Raw genomic sequence first — 15523 nt, 5'->3', positions numbered from 1 at the left:
CAGATATCACTGCCTGGGTGAATCGAGAATGGCGTCCATATTACCGCCGCAGGCCGCGTGGTTACAGTGTTGTAGAGGTGTGAGTGGGGTTGTAAGTCACGGAATCAGGAACCAGTAATACCAATACTCGTAGTCGCCGTCATAAGACGAATACACCATGGTGTTGTTATCGGTGATAGAAGGATGGGTAAGTATTCTACGTTTGTTGCCGAGTAGCGCAGCACCAACCTTCGGAAACATAATCCCCCCCGGTTTGCCTATTCTCGCTCCAAGCTTGATGGCAACATCCTGGCTGACATAGTTTTCGGCTTTATCCAGAAACTTTTCGTTGCCTGGCAAATTTGTGTCACTGACCTTATAGAAAGGATATGTTCCGCCTGACTGACCTTGATACTCATGCGGGAAGCCACAGCCTGCAGTGAAGTAACCAAAAGAGCCAAGTCTGCCCACTTTCCAGTGCGATGGTAATTGACCCAACCACTCCACCCCCGAATCCTTATACTCCGGATACGCCTGATATTTACCGCTCATGCCTGATCTCCTTTCAGTGCGTTCAGGGGATAAAAATTCTGACCTGATGGGTGCTTGCTTCGGCTGGAAGTGACCTGATGAGCTTTGGGCAGATGTGACAGCAGGGCTGCAGAAATGAAAAACCCGCACGATTTGAGCGTACCAACCGAGGAGGGCATAGGCTTGGCGGGTGTATTAACCGGGAAAGAGTAACCCGCCGGTTTGAGGGTGCTGCAGGCAGCATAGCCTTGGCGGGTGTTGTTGTAGAACATTGTGGCCTGCAAGGCGCGGAAAGTAAACGCTCGAGTAGCCATCATGAGTCTACCTCTGCCAGCAGTCGTCGGCCCTTATCGCTTATGAAGTAGGCCTGATGTGGATGATTTTTAACGCTTGGATAGCGTCGTTCGATCCATCCCTCGTTCAGCATTGGCATAAGATAGTGACTCATCAAATACTTTTTATTCCGGCCTCCCAGCAGTGCTGCCAATTGTTCAGCTGTATAGGCTTGATGGCCGCACAAGCAGAGTACTAACTTACGAACCTGTTCGCTGGGAGGGCGCTGACCGAGCTGCGGCAATATTTGAGCCAATTGATCAGGTAAGCCGGCAAAGAGGTTGTCAGGTTGAGCCTCGAGGTTGTCAGGTTCGCAGGTTGGTGTTGTATGACATGTCGGAAATACCGGTCCTGGAAGGTAATAAGTGGCCGAACCTTTCCCACCTTGAGCCAGCAAGCCAAGCTGTCGGAGTTTGGCCAGTTGCTGGCTGGCTGCAAGTGGGTCGATCACGTTGATATCCCGGAAAGCGGCGTTATCAATGGCGCCTTGCTCACGTACGAACAACAGTGCCATTTTTTGCCCATCCGTCAGTTCAAGTGTCTTGAACTGTTCCAGCCATTGCAAATCACCATCTCCTGAATCAGTGACTTCACCCGCTGTTGCAGCACCCAGCACTGAAGACGACCTCGCTCTTTAACACAGCTCGATCTTATCTAACGTGTACCGGGTTAATCTACGCCACTGCAGCATCGATCATGCTTCTCACCGCAGTATTTCGTCTCGATTCTGTCTGCAGGCCAAGGCATACCCTGCCATGCATGGCGCTCGGGCGTGTGGCTATTTTGAATGGCTGTAAATCCGACAGTCCGGATCAGGCCAGCCCGTAGACGCGACTGAATGCCCCGAAACCGGGACAATGTCGTCCGAAGCGCAGGTGGAGACGACGACCGCTGCTGACTAAGCGACAGGCCATATACATCAGTTCCTGAATCACGGTTTTCAGCCGCCGACGCTTGGCCGGATGACGCACCGGTGCATCCGGCCCCAATAGCGCGTTCTGTCCCATCCAACGCAGTATGTTGTAGCCCAGTACGGCAAAGGCTATGACCAGGTCGTTGGTATCGAACTTCCCTGACGGCAAACGTTCGAGATCCAGATCAGTCTTGAACTCACTGTGGAACTGTTCGCTGGTGGCGTGATCCTGGTAGAGCGCAATGACCTTGGCGTTATCTGCTGCGTCCGATGTGAGTGAAGTCGTCCAGCCCTCCAGGCTGACCTCCGGCTCCAAAAACAGCTGTCCTGAACTGTCACTCTGGCGCACCGTCACCTTGACGATCAGGCGGTCGTCCGTGCCATCCAGCGGTTCGCTTACCAGCGTTTCCATTTTGCCCGGTCGGGTATGGCACCAAAGTGCGCCGGCCGCATGAGCCTTGTCGACCCAGGCCAGTCCATCTTGTGAGCGGGGGTTCCACTTAATCAGGTAGTCTGCCCCGTGCGCACGGAAGTACCCCCGGTTCTCGGCGGCATCATGGGCGCTGTCAAGACGTACCAGTAGCGGTGCATCGGTCAGCTCTCGGACTCGAGGCAGCACCCGGTCGAGGGTGTGAATAAACTCTTTATTGGCATGTTGGTTACCCGGTCGCAGCTCACAGCCCAGACACCAGCCCTCCGTGCCCAGGTAGGCCGCGATGGGGGCATAACCGTCATGCCCCTTGTAGGTATAGGCCACGCCCTCTTTTTTACTGTTGCTGTTGTCCATGGGAAACACGTCCATATCCAGTGGCACGTGCCCGGTGGTGAGTGTGCCGATAGGCACCGAAGCGTTACACAGAAACTCGACGCTGGCCTCATCCAATAACGGGATCAGTGCGCGGGCATCTTCATCAAAGCGCTGACGCAGCCGGGCCGATGAAGGTGATTGCTTGATGCCCATGGCCGCTTTGAAGAAGGGATCATGGCGTGCGTGCTCGACCGCTTCGAAGTCGCTCTTGCCAAGGCAAATCAACCCCAGGTAGGTACGGATGAGGTCGATGTTGGCGATGCCATGGCGCTTGACGATGGAGCGCGAGGTCTTAGCCAGAGAGGTCATCCTGTTCACGCTGTGCCCAACCAGCGCCAGACCACCGTGGGGTGTGATAATCTCGGTTTTTGACTGTTCAAGCTTGAAGGTACGCATAGTCAGATATCACTGCCTGGGTGAATCGAGAATGGCGTCCATATTACCGCCGCAGGCCGCGTGGTTACAGTGTTGTAGAGGTGTGAGTGGGGTTGTAAGTCACGGAATCAGGAGGGTAAAACCACAGTACACCAGTAAGCCGTACCGAAAATTGCTGACGGATTACGGTATACGAGCGTCGATGGGGGATGTCGGTGCTTGCTGGGATAATGCTGTTGTAGAGCGCTTCTTCGGTAGTTTAAAGCATGACTGGATACTCAAGGTTCACCAGCCAACACGTGAGGACATGATAAAGTATACTCGGGCCTACATTAAGCATTACAACCTGGATCGGCTGCATTAATCAAACAAAGATCTGTCGCCAGCTCAGTACGAGAATTTAGCAAGTTAATGTGTCCGGTTTTGTTGACCAGAACAATTACAATCAAGTTGTGAACAACCTCTCTGAATTACACAACTAGACACCAATAACCATAACGCTTTCAGCCGTTTTTGTTTAGTTTTTCATGAAAAATGCGGGCTAGGGAATCTGTACACTAAAACTTGCTTACTAATTTCATTCAAACTGAGAAAATGGGAAAATCGCATCTCGAGTAAGTAAAATTGAGTCATACGAGGCTAAATCTGAGAAATTACGGTATTCACAGCGTAATATTCAAGGACCTCTGGAGTCAGAGTATGTTCATGTAAAATTCAGTCTAGCAGCGTATAAACTACAAAATAGCGCCAACAATCGACCAGCTTTTCGTAGACGCTCTACTGCTTGTTAAGTAGAGAAATAATTGTCTGGAAGTGAGAGTAGTAGCTCTGAGGTGCGTTGAATATGTTTAGATATAGCTGCCTCACTTGCATCTGGATCTCCTGACAATATAGCATTAATTATTTCCTTATGATCTAAGGATGATGCACTCCAAATATTATCATTATAACTTTGGAAGAAAACTGATTGAAATATTGGCAGTTGAAGTTGATCAATGGTTTTCTTAAGTAAATTATTACCTGAAATAGCCATAATCAGTTGATGAAAAGACTGATTTTCTTTGATGTGCTCTGAAAAGTTTAGTGATTTACTGTTATCATTGTTTAGCTGTGTAGAAACCTCTATCGCAGTATGGCGTAGAGGTGAAGTAGAAATATTAAGTGCAGCACGCCGGGCTGCCAAAATCTCTAAGTTTTCACGAACTTCAAAAATTTCAATTAAATCTTGTCTAGTTGGTCGTCTAACGAATGCCCCTTGATAAGGTTTTATTGTTAGTAGACCTTCTGATGCTAGTCTACTAAATGCTTCGCGTAGAGGATTTCTACTGGTGTTAAATTGCTGAGCCAGGTCTGACTCAACGAGACGTTGACCAGGAGCGAATCTCCCTGAAATTATACCATTTGCTATCTCTAAAGCCACTCTTTCCACGACGGTAATTTTCTTATCTGTCATATCGTAAATTCAATTAATATTGTCCTGTTGTTTGGATAAATATTCATTTAATGACCAACTTTAACAATATGAATTTTTCTATCGATAAAAAATAGTTGCAAGTTGACTACTAAAGCATAACATTATCTTCTTTAATGATACTACATTGTAGAACGATAGGTAATCCCCCCGAAAAATAACGGTGCTCAAAAGTAGAATTTTCTCGTAATCTATACGCAGGAGGTTCTGCATGAAAACGTCACGTTATACCGATAGCCAAATCATGGCGATTCTTAAGCAAGCTGAAGCGGGAACGCCCGTACCGGAGCTTTGCCGTGAGCATGGTATGAGCTCAGCCTCATTTTATAAATGGCGCGCGAAGTACGGCGGTATGGATGCGTCTCTGATGACCCGATTGAAAGAGCTTGAAGATGAAAATCGACGGCTGAAGAAAATGTATGCTGAAGAGCGTCTCAAGGCTGAGATTGTTCAGGAGGCTTTACAAAAAAAGTGGTAAAGCCGTCTCAGCGCAAGGAGATGGCGCAACAGATTATTGCGGCAAAGGGAGTCAGTATCAGGCTGGCATGCTTAGCGCTCGGCATCAGCGAAACGTGTTATCGCTATCAGCCTAAGTTAGCCTCTGAGAATAGTGAAATCGCAGACTGGCTCATTCAGTTGACTGAGAAAGATACTGACTGGGGGTTTGGTATGTGCTTTGACTATCTTCGCAACGTTAAAGGCTTTCGTTGGAACCATAAGCGGATTTACCGCATCTACTGTGAGCTGGCGTTGAATCTGAGGATACGGCCTCGCAGACGGCTTAAAAGACACAAACCTGAGTCGTTAAAGCAGCCGCTGCGAGCCAATCAGGTATGGTCAATCGACTTTATGCACGACCAGTTGTCTGACGGTAGGAAATACCGTTTATTTAATGTGATAGATGATTTCAGGCGTGAAGGCTTAGCGATTGACGCAGGCTTTTCACTACCCTCGATACGCGTCATACGGTCGCTTAACCAGTTGATTGAATGGCGTGGTAAGCCGTTGGTCATCCGTTACGATAATGGCCCAGAGTTTATCAGTCATGAATTTACCGATTGGGCACGGAAGAACGGAATACGCATTGAATACATTCAACCAGGCAATCCTCAACAGAATGCCTATATTGAGCGGCACAATCGCACGATAAGGTATAGCTGGGTGAGCAAGCACCTATTCGAAACACTGGATGAAGTACAAGACTATGCAACAAGCTGGTTATGGTTTTACAATCATGAACGACCACATAAAGCCAATGGTGGTAAACCACCGTTGATGGTCGCTTAACTTCTACTTTTAGCACCTGCTAAAAAGGGGAGGATTACCATTCAGAGAATTCAGAACAGAAGTAGTAAAGACTAACTTTTTTAAGCTAGACTAACAGAGAGAAGCTGAATCATAATAGCAACTATAAACCTAGGCAGAGCCACCCAATGCTTATGAAGAATAACTTTGAAACCGATAATTTCCACGACGCTCTATCAAAAATGACCTACATATGCGGCCCTCATATCTTGACCGCCAGAACCACACAAGACATTAAATTCAAGAACAACCTCCAAACACTTAAAGCCACCTCAACAACGATTGGTCACATCGAGTACGGGACCGATGTAACCATTGAAATCGATGACTTGGCTGATAGCTTCAGCATTAGCTTACCGACTGTAGGTATGCAGCATTTAGAAAGCCCTGAAAATAACGCTACTTCTGATCAAACTACTGGCATCATCATCTCCCCTACGCAACCATTAAAATTACATATAGATGGAAATTGCAATAAAATTCTTGTCCGAATATCGCGTCAAGCAATGGAAGAAACTCTAGCTCAACTTCTACACCAAAAAAACCTAGAACCACTTGTGTTTAACCACTTGATAAGCGCATCTAACGGACCAACTGGAGATTGGTGGAGAATGGTCCAGTACCTTTGCACTGAACTAAGCAATCCAAATCAAATGCTTTACAACTCCCCAGCCTTCAGTTACCACATCGAAAAGACCTTAATCAAAGGAATTCTTTTATCTCAAAATAGTAACTATTCAGATAGGCTATCCATTGCCACTGATGCAGGCTTACCATCATATTTAATCAGAGCAAAGCAATTCATCGAAAAAAATGCTGACGAGGATATTCAGATTAATGATATAGAAAACGCTGCCGGCATATCGAGAAATAGGCTTTACTCCGGATTTAAGCAGTTTCTTGGTGAACCTCCTACAACATATCTAAAGAGAATCCGACTTGAAGGCGCTCGAAGGGAGATTCTACAAGACAACGCTAACTCCAATATAACAACAGTGGCTCTTAACTGGAAATTCAATCATTTGGGGCGTTTTTCATCTGATTACAAAAAACAATTTTCCGAAACCCCTTCCGAAACATTAAGTAGAATCAGAAGCTAAGGAATATGCGATTAAGTAGCTTTTTACTCTCAACAATCCCCATATAGCTATATTCGCCTATAAAACTATAATTCAAACCATTTAATAACGCTTAGATACCCTTTTACGCACTTAGGCAGGTCTGTCCTACGTGACCACCTCTGACGATAATGGCAGCGTCAAGCGTTGTCTAGCTTAGGGTAATACTGTTGGCTACCTAGACTCCCTACATAAGGAACTCGTGTTTCCATCCGTGTAAAAAATACTTTTCTTTGCGAACTTAATAGCACTTCTGTCGGTACTAACCATCGACAAATCTAAGCTGATTTTCCATTCAGTGATCCCAGCCGGCTCTAAGCCTGGCATTGCTCCATACTGAGGAACTTATGCGCATCCCACTACAACTACTAATGCCCGTATTGTAGTGTGGATTCATAGGGTCAACGCAACACGCTATCTTTAATTAAAAGATGGAGTGTAGAAACATGGCTACAACCTGAATCAGTGACTTCACCCGCTGTTGCAGCACCCAGCACTGAAGACGACCTCGCTCTTTAACACAGCTCGATCTTATCTAACGTGTACCGGGTTAATCTACGCCACTGCAGCATCGATCATGCTTCTCACCGCAGTATTTCGTCTCGATTCTGTCTGCAGGCCAAGGCATACCCTGCCATGCATGGCGCTCGGGCGTGTGGCTATTTTGAATGGCTGTAAATCCGACAGTCCGGATCAGGCCAGCCCGTAGACGCGACTGAATGCCCCGAAACCGGGACAATGTCGTCCGAAGCGCAGGTGGAGACGACGACCGCTGCTGACTAAGCGACAGGCCATATACATCAGTTCCTGAATCACGGTTTTCAGCCGCCGACGCTTGGCCGGATGACGCACCGGTGCATCCGGCCCCAATAGCGCGTTCTGTCCCATCCAACGCAGTATGTTGTAGCCCAGTACGGCAAAGGCTATGACCAGGTCGTTGGTATCGAACTTCCCTGACGGCAAACGTTCGAGATCCAGATCAGTCTTGAACTCACTGTGGAACTGTTCGCTGGTGGCGTGATCCTGGTAGAGCGCAATGACCTTGGCGTTATCTGCTGCGTCCGATGTGAGTGAAGTCGTCCAGCCCTCCAGGCTGACCTCCGGCTCCAAAAACAGCTGTCCTGAACTGTCACTCTGGCGCACCGTCACCTTGACGATCAGGCGGTCGTCCGTGCCATCCAGCGGTTCGCTTACCAGCGTTTCCATTTTGCCCGGTCGGGTATGGCACCAAAGTGCGCCGGCCGCATGAGCCTTGTCGACCCAGGCCAGTCCATCTTGTGAGCGGGGGTTCCACTTAATCAGGTAGTCTGCCCCGTGCGCACGGAAGTACCCCCGGTTCTCGGCGGCATCATGGGCGCTGTCAAGACGTACCAGTAGCGGTGCATCGGTCAGCTCTCGGACTCGAGGCAGCACCCGGTCGAGGGTGTGAATAAACTCTTTATTGGCATGTTGGTTACCCGGTCGCAGCTCACAGCCCAGACACCAGCCCTCCGTGCCCAGGTAGGCCGCGATGGGGGCATAACCGTCATGCCCCTTGTAGGTATAGGCCACGCCCTCTTTTTTACTGTTGCTGTTGTCCATGGGAAACACGTCCATATCCAGTGGCACGTGCCCGGTGGTGAGTGTGCCGATAGGCACCGAAGCGTTACACAGAAACTCGACGCTGGCCTCATCCAATAACGGGATCAGTGCGCGGGCATCTTCATCAAAGCGCTGACGCAGCCGGGCCGATGAAGGTGATTGCTTGATGCCCATGGCCGCTTTGAAGAAGGGATCATGGCGTGCGTGCTCGACCGCTTCGAAGTCGCTCTTGCCAAGGCAAATCAACCCCAGGTAGGTACGGATGAGGTCGATGTTGGCGATGCCATGGCGCTTGACGATGGAGCGCGAGGTCTTAGCCAGAGAGGTCATCCTGTTCACGCTGTGCCCAACCAGCGCCAGACCACCGTGGGGTGTGATAATCTCGGTTTTTGACTGTTCAAGCTTGAAGGTACGCATAGTCAGATATCACTGCCTGGGTGAATCGAGAATGGCGTCCATATTACCGCCGCAGGCCGCGTGGTTACAGTGTTGTAGAGGTGTGAGTGGGGTTGTAAGTCACGGAATCAGGTACAAGGTAAGCGGTCGATAAACCCCATCTAATAATATTCCACCTTACCCGCTAACCTGCACCCTCACAATACTTGAGGGCAATTCCATGACGACTGAACAAAAACGCACCTTTTGGCAAAAGCACATCGATGGCTGGCAGCAGAGCGGACTTTCTCAGCCAGAGTACTGCAAACAGCATGATCTGAAACTCGCCAATTTCGGCTACTGGCGCACCCGCCTGAGCAAACCCAAGCCGAGCAATAAATTCATCCCGGTCGATCTGGGGCCAAACGTCCAGGCCAGGGTGTCATTACCCAACGGCGTCCGCCTGGAAGTACCTATTCATACCCTGGCTGATGTGCTGCCGTTGCTGAATCGAGTAGCACGGGAGGGCCTCTGATGCTTCGCCCCTCTGACAGCATACAGGTCTACCTGTACGCTGAGCCCGTGGATATGCGTAAATCCATCGATGGCTTATCCGTACTGGTTGAGCAGGAAATGACGCTGTCTCCCAGCATGGAAGCCCTGTTTGTGTTCTGCAATCGCGGTCGCGATAAAATTAAGCTGCTGTGCTGGGAGCGCAACGGCTTTATTGTCTGGTACAAGCGACTGGAGAAACAGCGTTTCCGCTGGCCCAAGTCTGATGACACGCTCAGCCTTACCGGTCAGGAGCTGAACTGGTTATTGGATGGCTTCGATATTTTTAACAATCGCCCCCATCAATCCCTATATTTTGACTCGGTCAGCTGACCGTTCAGTGTTAAAATCCGCGCTATGAGCGCGGCAAACAAACAGCTTCCAAACGACCCGTAGGCCCTCAAACGGATCATTGAGCAGCAGGCGAATCGTATCGCCGCGCTTGAAGAATCCCTGCGCCTGCAAAAACTCAAGAAGTTTGGTGCCAGCAGCGAAAAGTCCCCCGACCAGCACGAGATGTTTAATGAAGCTGAACTGTCTATGGTGGTTGAGGCGTACCTTGCTGAAGATGAGGCGGAGCAAGCACAAGCGGAATTGAAAACATCTAAGGCCAAGCCCGGTCGCAAGCCGCTGCCAGCGGACCTGCCTCGCGTGCGCATCGAGCATGATCTGTCCGAGCCTGAAAAACAGTGCCCCTGCGGCCATGAACGCATCGAGATCGGTGAAACCGCCAGCGAACAGCTGGACATCATTCCGGCGCAGATCCGGGTGCTGGTCAATGTTCGCAAGAAATACGCCTGTCCCGCCTGTGAAGAGGGCGTTCAAACCGCGCCCCTGCCGCCCCAGCCGATTCCCAAAAGCAACGCCAGCCCCGGATTATTGGCTCATATTGCGACCGCCAAATACCAGGATGCATTGCCATTGTATCGCCAGGAGGGGGTACTGAATCGTTCCGGTATCGAGATACCCCGCAACACCCTGGCCAGCTGGATGATCAAGGCGGGTGAACTGATCCAGCCGCTGCTTAACTTGCTGGAAGATAAAATGCTGGCCTATCCGGTACTGCACTGTGACGAAACCAGCGTGCAAGTCCTGAAAGAGCCTGATAAAGCAGCCGCCAGCAAATCCTACATGTGGGTGCGGGTCGGCGGGCCACCTACGCAACCGGTACGACTCTTTCACTATGCGGACAGCCGTAGGGGTGAGATCGCCTGTCAGTTACTGGCGGGCTATGAAGGTTACCTGCAAACCGACGATTACGCCGGCTACAACGCCGCGGGTGCGGACGAGTTTATCACGCAGCTGGGGTGCTGGGCGCACGCGCGTCGCAAGTTTATCGAAGCACAGAAAGCGACTGCCGGCAAAAATAAAAAAGTAGGCAAAGCCGACATGGCTGTCAGCTTGATTGGCAAACTGTACGCCATCGAGAAAAAGATCAAAGCCGAAAGCGCAGAAATAAGGTATCAAAGCCGGCAACAGGAGGCCGTACCGCAGCTTCAGAAGATCCGAATCTGGTTGGATAATACCTTGCACAGCACGTTACCCAAGGGATTACTCGGCAAAGCGCTGGCATATCTGGATAAAAACTGGGATAAGCTCACCGTTTACACAGAAGACGGTCGCCTGGCCATTGATAATAATCCGGCAGAAAATGCGATCCGCCCCTTCGTGGTCGGCCGTAAAAACTGGCTCTTCAGCGCCACGGTTCCGGGAGCTAAATCCAGCGCTAACCTCTACAGCCTGATCGAAACGGCGAAAGCCAATCAGCTGGAGCCTTACCAATACCTACGCCATATCTTTGAGCAACTGCCTAAAGCGAAAAACATCGATCACATCGAGGCACTGCTACCCTGGAATGTGATATTGCAAGACGCTGTTAACTGACCGCTTACGTTGATAGCCGCGATGCTTCAACGTTAGCGATCCCTTTGATTTGGCGGCGGGAGTCGACCATATCTTGCCATCGATCCCCGGTGTTCTTTTGCCTCGATTTTCTGTCACCCGTTTTACAGCAAGCATTTTGCTGTAAAACGAGCGAGTCAGTAGGCGTTGCAAAGCTTTAACTTTGCCCCATCTGCCTTCCTGTGTTGCCTTAGCGATACGTACTTGGAGTCGCCTCGCGTTCTTCTCGATATGACGCCAGTTTGCCCGGAGCTATACCCGTTCTGCGTGCGAAAGTGCACCAGCGCAAGAAACCGGCGTTTTCGCGCTGATTTCCGATACTGTCATCTGCTTTCCTCCGTTAAACGATTTTTCAAGTTATCTCGCCATGAAAGGCCTCGTAGAAGTCTGCTCGCTTTCGCGCCGGATGATGTTTCAATCCGTATTCTCTCGATTACAGAGCGACCTTCGCTTTTTCCACATTCCCTTACCCGCAGCACCAACAGCGTTCCTTACGGTTCACCTGCCGTTTATGGCAACACTACGGGCTTATCCTGTTCCACATGAATTTCAGAGCGGGGCGGGCCTCTCCATTTCGCCGGCGGCACAGTGTTCACGAAGGGTTATCGGAAAGTGCCCATACCTGACCGCACACCTTTTGGTTCAAGCCTATCAGCATCTTTGGCTTGTCTGGCATGACGACGTTTATAAGAGATTCACATCTGTTGGCCGTGGCCACTCGTCCCTAGCTCCTTCCCGCCTCGATACTGGCAGATTATGTCTTTCCTCACGGATCGACATACCGACTAAGTCGGCGGATACATTGTCCCCGAAGCTTCGCACGATGCTGTTACCGGCTTCGCACGTCCGGGTAGGGAACGGTTGGTGAAACAACCGGTTTCGTCAGGTGGACGTACCCTGCGAAACAGAAATGCATGCGACTTTCAGGTCGCACGTCCAAAGTACCACTGATTACCTATCTTAGTTTGATGCATTTCTGGATCTCGTGTGCCCAATTTATTCTTAATCGAACAGGGCGCATCGATGATTGTGGCATCAATTGCGCTACCTTCTTTGAGCAATATCCTCGCATCTTCCAGCCAGCCATTGACTGTTTCAAATATCTGACGCCCTAGCTCATAGCGTTCTAATAAATGGCGAAAGTTCATAATGGTTGTATGGTCTGGAATGGCGTGATCTAAGGAGAGCTGGGCAAAGCGACGCATTGGTGTCGTTTCATAAAGTGCCTCTTCAGCCGCTAAATCACTGAGGCTGTACCATTGTTGAAGACAATGAATACGGAGCATTGAGCTTAAAGGGTAAGGTGGGCGACCATTACCCCGCTTCGGATAATAAGGCTCGATAAGCACCTCAAGGGTTGCCCACCCGAGTTCGACAGTTATCCACTGAAAATTGTCTTTTTTACACACCGCAGCCCAGTATTCATGCGGGTTTCCGCTTTTTAGACGCCTAAAACCTTGTAGTGGCATTCCTGTGGATATCTTTTCTGTTTTAAAGGTCATAAAGAGATGATAAAGTCATGGCATGTACGTCAAAGTCACCAAGTCCGGCCCTCGCAAGTATGTGCAGCTCGTTGAAGCCTATCGAGACGAGAACGGCCGCCCAAAACAACGCACGATTGCGACCCTCGGCCGTCTCGACAAGCTCGGTGATGAGCTGGAGTCCGTGGTCGAAGGTCTGTGCCGGATTACCGGGCGATCGCTACCGGATAAGCCCGCCGTCAGCTTTGAGTCATCTCGTGCCTTGGGTGATGTCTGGGCACTGACTCAGCTCTGGAATGCGCTCGGCTTTGAACAGCTGCGCAAGGCCTTCCGCGGTACGCGTCACAGCATCCAGATCGAAGCCTTGATCCGCATTATGGTCATGAATCGCCTGACCTCGCCGGACTCCAAACTGGGCGTGCTGCGCTGGCTGGAGACTGTCTGTGTTCCCGGTGTTGGCAGTATCAAAAAAGTCGACCATCAGCACCTGCTGCGGGCAATGGATGCGCTCAATACCCAACGCGATGCCGTCAATGACAAAGTCACTGAACTGCTGCGCCCGCTGATCGATCAGGAACTGTCAGTCGTCTTCTACGACATGACCACCATCCGTGCCGAAGGCTTGACCGAGCAGGACGAAGAACTCAGGCAGTACGGGCGTTCCAAGGACGGCGGCATCCGTCGTCAAGTCATGCTGGGCATGGTTCAGACGGCCGAAGGACTGCCGCTGTATCACGAGGTGTTTGAAGGCAACACCGCAGAAGTTAAAACGCTTCAGCCCACCCTGAAAACGATCATTGAGCGCTTCCCGGTTAAGCGCATTGTCGTGGTTGCGGACCGTGGGTTACTGTCGGTCGACAACCTGGATGAGCTGAAGCAGATGACACTGCCGAACGGTCAACCGGTTGAGTTTATTCTGGCGGTTCCCGGGCGTCGTTATAGTGACTTCGAACCGATCCTGGAGCCCTTGCAGCGCACGGTTTTTGACTCCGCCGACGCGGAAGTGATCACAGAGACACACTGGCAGGAGCAGCGCCTGATCGTAGCCCACGATCCCGTACGTGCCGCCGATGAAACCGTGGCCCGTGATGCCAGAATCAACGCGATTGAAGAGGAAGCACAGCGCCTGGCCGAGAAGCTTATCCGGCAGGATGAAGGCAAGACCACACGCGGTCGCAAGCTGTCTGATGGTGGTGCAACAGCCCGTTTATACAAAGAGGTCAGCGAATCCTCGTTGGCCAAAATCGTGCGTATTGACCTGAAAAGTGAACTGTTTAGCTACGATATTGACGAAAAAGCCCTGAAGCGTGCACGCCTGATGGATGGCAAACTGCTGCTGGTCACCAACGTCCAGGACTTGTCGCCAACAGAGGTGGTCAAACACTACAAATCACTGGCAGACATCGAGCGAGGCTTCAAGGCGCTGAAATCGGATATCGAAATCGGCCCGGTATACCACCGGCTGCCTGAGCGGATCAGAGCCCATGCCATGATCTGCTTTATCGCTTTGGTTCTGCACCGCGTGATGCGGATGCGCTTAAAGGCAGCAGGCTCCGAGCATTCGCCCATGCGGGCACTGGAGCAGTTACGGCGTATCCAATATCACCAGGCAACCCTCGGTGGCAGCACCGTGACAGGCGTGTCCAGTATGAGCCGTGAGCAGCTGGATATCTTCAAGGCTCTTAGTATCGAAAAACCCAGCGTTGGCACCGATAACCTGATCGTGTAGTGGAGCATTTTGCAGTGCCGCCTATACGAATCAATAGCTTATAACGCCAAGTGTCGAACTCGGGTGCCCAGGGAACTAAGACTTCCATTCGGGCAAGGAATTTCTCTTTACGTGTTTTATGGTTGCTTTTTCTCTTCTCGAAGTCCGAAAATCCCAGCTGAAGTTCCATATCTATGCCTTATCGATAATCATGCCTCAATGCTTTCACAGCAGGGGCTTATTCGTACCTTCCCTAGGGCATCATTGGCATCAGTCTTCTTTTTTTGACGTATTGCCGAGACTAATTTTGCAGAAATAAGCTTAGCATCATGCACATACTGTTGTGCGGTCTGTTTCCAATAATTAGTGGTTGAGCATGCCTCAAAGACAACGGTCATGGATTTTGACTTGGCTAATCATTCTTTAAACTGATCGGGTGTCATCTCTTTATTTGAGAGCACAGCATTGAGTTTAACAACACAAACTTGAATGACTTTTTTGCCAAATCAATGTCATCAAAGCTAATGCTCATATCACGGACTCCAGTTGCTTGCGTGAGTACTGTCAGCGTACCTCAGGTCCTGTTCAGGGGGCGAGGGGAGCACAGTTATCTGGAGCCAACTTGCCAGTACCGTCAAATACCTAGAAGCCTTGACTATAGCCATGCAACCCATCTCCTATTATTTATTAATATAGTGATAAAACAGAATATTCTTGAATAGAATAAAAATATTATCGACCCAGCTTTTTCGCAGATGAGCCTGCAATTCCCCAATTTTGCTTAGGGACTTCGTGGATTAGCACACGAATATTCTGCTCAGGCGAATCCAGTGATCGGCTGATAGCTGCAGTAACTTCTGCCACCAGAGTCTCTTTCTGTTCGTTACTACGGCCTTCCATGATGTTGATCTGTGCGATCGGCATAACAGTTTTCTCCACAGGAAACCTGAAATAGGTCCCTTAATCTATTTAAACAACTAGTACTTCAACACCGGACTGGAAACTACAACTGTACGAATTATCTCCATTTTATAGCGAAAGAGATGTTTCTGAACAAGAGAATAAAATCAGAACTCCAGCCCGATCCCCTG

The 15523-nt window shown here is 50.0% G+C and carries 14 protein-coding genes and 3 pseudogenes; 7 read left to right on the top strand and 10 right to left on the bottom strand.

The window, feature by feature from the left end; translation table 11 throughout:
• Nucleotides 1–96 precede the first annotated feature (96 nt).
• The 4 genes from CFI10_RS00530 to CFI10_RS00515 form a co-directional block, all read right to left on the bottom strand.
• Complete coding sequence (locus tag CFI10_RS00530; protein WP_206837880.1) at nt 97–531, bottom strand: restriction endonuclease subunit S domain-containing protein; 435 nt, start codon at nt 529–531, stop codon at nt 97–99.
• Nucleotides 528–827, bottom strand: a complete 300-nt coding sequence (locus CFI10_RS00525) for a hypothetical protein (RefSeq protein WP_206837877.1) — start codon at nt 825–827, stop codon at nt 528–530. Before CFI10_RS00525 ends, CFI10_RS00530 begins: the two co-directional genes overlap by 4 nt.
• Nucleotides 824–1408 (bottom strand): Fic family protein, encoded by a 585-nt coding sequence (locus CFI10_RS00520; protein ID WP_206837874.1) that lies wholly within the window; start codon nt 1406–1408, stop codon nt 824–826. Before CFI10_RS00520 ends, CFI10_RS00525 begins: the two co-directional genes overlap by 4 nt.
• A 247-nt stretch (nt 1409–1655) precedes the next feature.
• Nucleotides 1656–2960: an IS1380 family transposase gene (locus CFI10_RS00515; protein ID WP_206834329.1), complete on the bottom strand. Its 1305-nt coding sequence runs from the start codon at nt 2958–2960 to the stop codon at nt 1656–1658.
• Between the two features lie 88 nt (nt 2961–3048).
• Between CFI10_RS00515 and CFI10_RS00510 the strand changes: the two are divergent.
• Nucleotides 3049–3300: pseudogene (locus tag CFI10_RS00510) on the top strand (integrase core domain-containing protein); the annotation flags it as partial.
• A 426-nt stretch (nt 3301–3726) separates the two neighbouring features.
• Here the strand turns inward: CFI10_RS00510 and CFI10_RS00505 are convergent.
• Nucleotides 3727–4392, bottom strand: coding sequence for a GntR family transcriptional regulator (locus CFI10_RS00505; RefSeq protein WP_206837871.1), 666 nt, complete (start codon nt 4390–4392; stop codon nt 3727–3729).
• 229 nt (nt 4393–4621) lie between these two features.
• Here CFI10_RS00505 and CFI10_RS00500 point away from each other — a divergent pair.
• A protein-coding gene (locus CFI10_RS00500) for an IS3 family transposase (protein ID WP_206837856.1) occupies nt 4622–5697 on the top strand; the annotation gives its coding sequence in 2 pieces (ribosomal slippage) (nt 4622–4874 and nt 4874–5697; 1077 coding nt in all).
• Between the two features lie 152 nt (nt 5698–5849).
• Nucleotides 5850–6815: an AraC family transcriptional regulator gene (locus tag CFI10_RS00495; RefSeq protein WP_206837853.1), complete on the top strand. Its 966-nt coding sequence runs from the start codon at nt 5850–5852 to the stop codon at nt 6813–6815.
• A gap of 711 nt (nt 6816–7526) precedes the next feature.
• On the opposite strand, the gene CFI10_RS00490 is transcribed toward CFI10_RS00495, so the two are convergent.
• A complete protein-coding gene (locus tag CFI10_RS00490) occupies nt 7527–8831 on the bottom strand; it encodes an IS1380 family transposase (protein WP_206834329.1) in 1305 nt (434 codons plus the stop codon).
• A gap of 199 nt (nt 8832–9030) precedes the next feature.
• Here CFI10_RS00490 and tnpA point away from each other — a divergent pair, with 199 nt between their 5' ends.
• From tnpA to tnpC, 3 genes are all read left to right on the top strand, one after another.
• Nucleotides 9031–9324: an IS66 family insertion sequence element accessory protein TnpA gene (tnpA, locus tag CFI10_RS00485; protein WP_206837851.1), complete on the top strand. Its 294-nt coding sequence runs from the start codon at nt 9031–9033 to the stop codon at nt 9322–9324.
• Nucleotides 9324–9674 (top strand): IS66 family insertion sequence element accessory protein TnpB, encoded by a 351-nt coding sequence (gene tnpB / locus CFI10_RS00480; RefSeq protein ID WP_206837848.1) that lies wholly within the window; start codon nt 9324–9326, stop codon nt 9672–9674. Before tnpA ends, tnpB begins: the two co-directional genes overlap by 1 nt.
• A gap of 75 nt (nt 9675–9749) precedes the next feature.
• Nucleotides 9750–11225, top strand: a complete 1476-nt coding sequence (tnpC, locus tag CFI10_RS00475; protein ID WP_242530209.1) for an IS66 family transposase — start codon at nt 9750–9752, stop codon at nt 11223–11225.
• Here tnpC and CFI10_RS00470 read toward each other — a convergent pair.
• Complete coding sequence (locus tag CFI10_RS00470) at nt 11187–11474, bottom strand: reverse transcriptase N-terminal domain-containing protein (RefSeq protein ID WP_206841794.1); 288 nt, start codon at nt 11472–11474, stop codon at nt 11187–11189. The genes tnpC and CFI10_RS00470 overlap by 39 nt on opposite strands.
• 704 nt (nt 11475–12178) lie before the next feature.
• A pseudogene (locus CFI10_RS00465) lies at nt 12179–12607 on the bottom strand (IS5 family transposase); the annotation flags it as partial.
• A gap of 160 nt (nt 12608–12767) precedes the next feature.
• Between CFI10_RS00465 and CFI10_RS00460 the strand changes: the two are divergent.
• Entirely contained in the window at nt 12768–14453 is a 1686-nt protein-coding gene (locus CFI10_RS00460; protein ID WP_206837824.1) for an IS1634 family transposase, read from the top strand.
• A 221-nt stretch (nt 14454–14674) separates the two neighbouring features.
• Here the strand turns inward: CFI10_RS00460 and CFI10_RS19415 are convergent.
• Both CFI10_RS19415 and CFI10_RS00455 read right to left on the bottom strand, forming a co-directional pair.
• Nucleotides 14675–14923, bottom strand: a pseudogene (locus CFI10_RS19415) (IS110 family transposase); the annotation flags it as partial.
• A 241-nt stretch (nt 14924–15164) separates the two neighbouring features.
• The gene (locus CFI10_RS00455; RefSeq protein ID WP_206837845.1) at nt 15165–15356 is read right to left on the bottom strand and encodes a 2-hydroxymuconate tautomerase; all 192 of its coding nucleotides are present in this window, start codon (nt 15354–15356) and stop codon (nt 15165–15167) included.
• Nucleotides 15357–15523 lie beyond the last annotated feature (167 nt).

The sequence above is a fragment of the Marinobacterium iners genome (assembly GCF_017310015.1).
Classification (GTDB): domain Bacteria; phylum Pseudomonadota; class Gammaproteobacteria; order Pseudomonadales; family Balneatricaceae; genus Marinobacterium; species Marinobacterium iners.
Note: the sequence above shows the minus strand (reverse complement) of the source record. Positions and strands in the feature narration are given on the sequence as shown.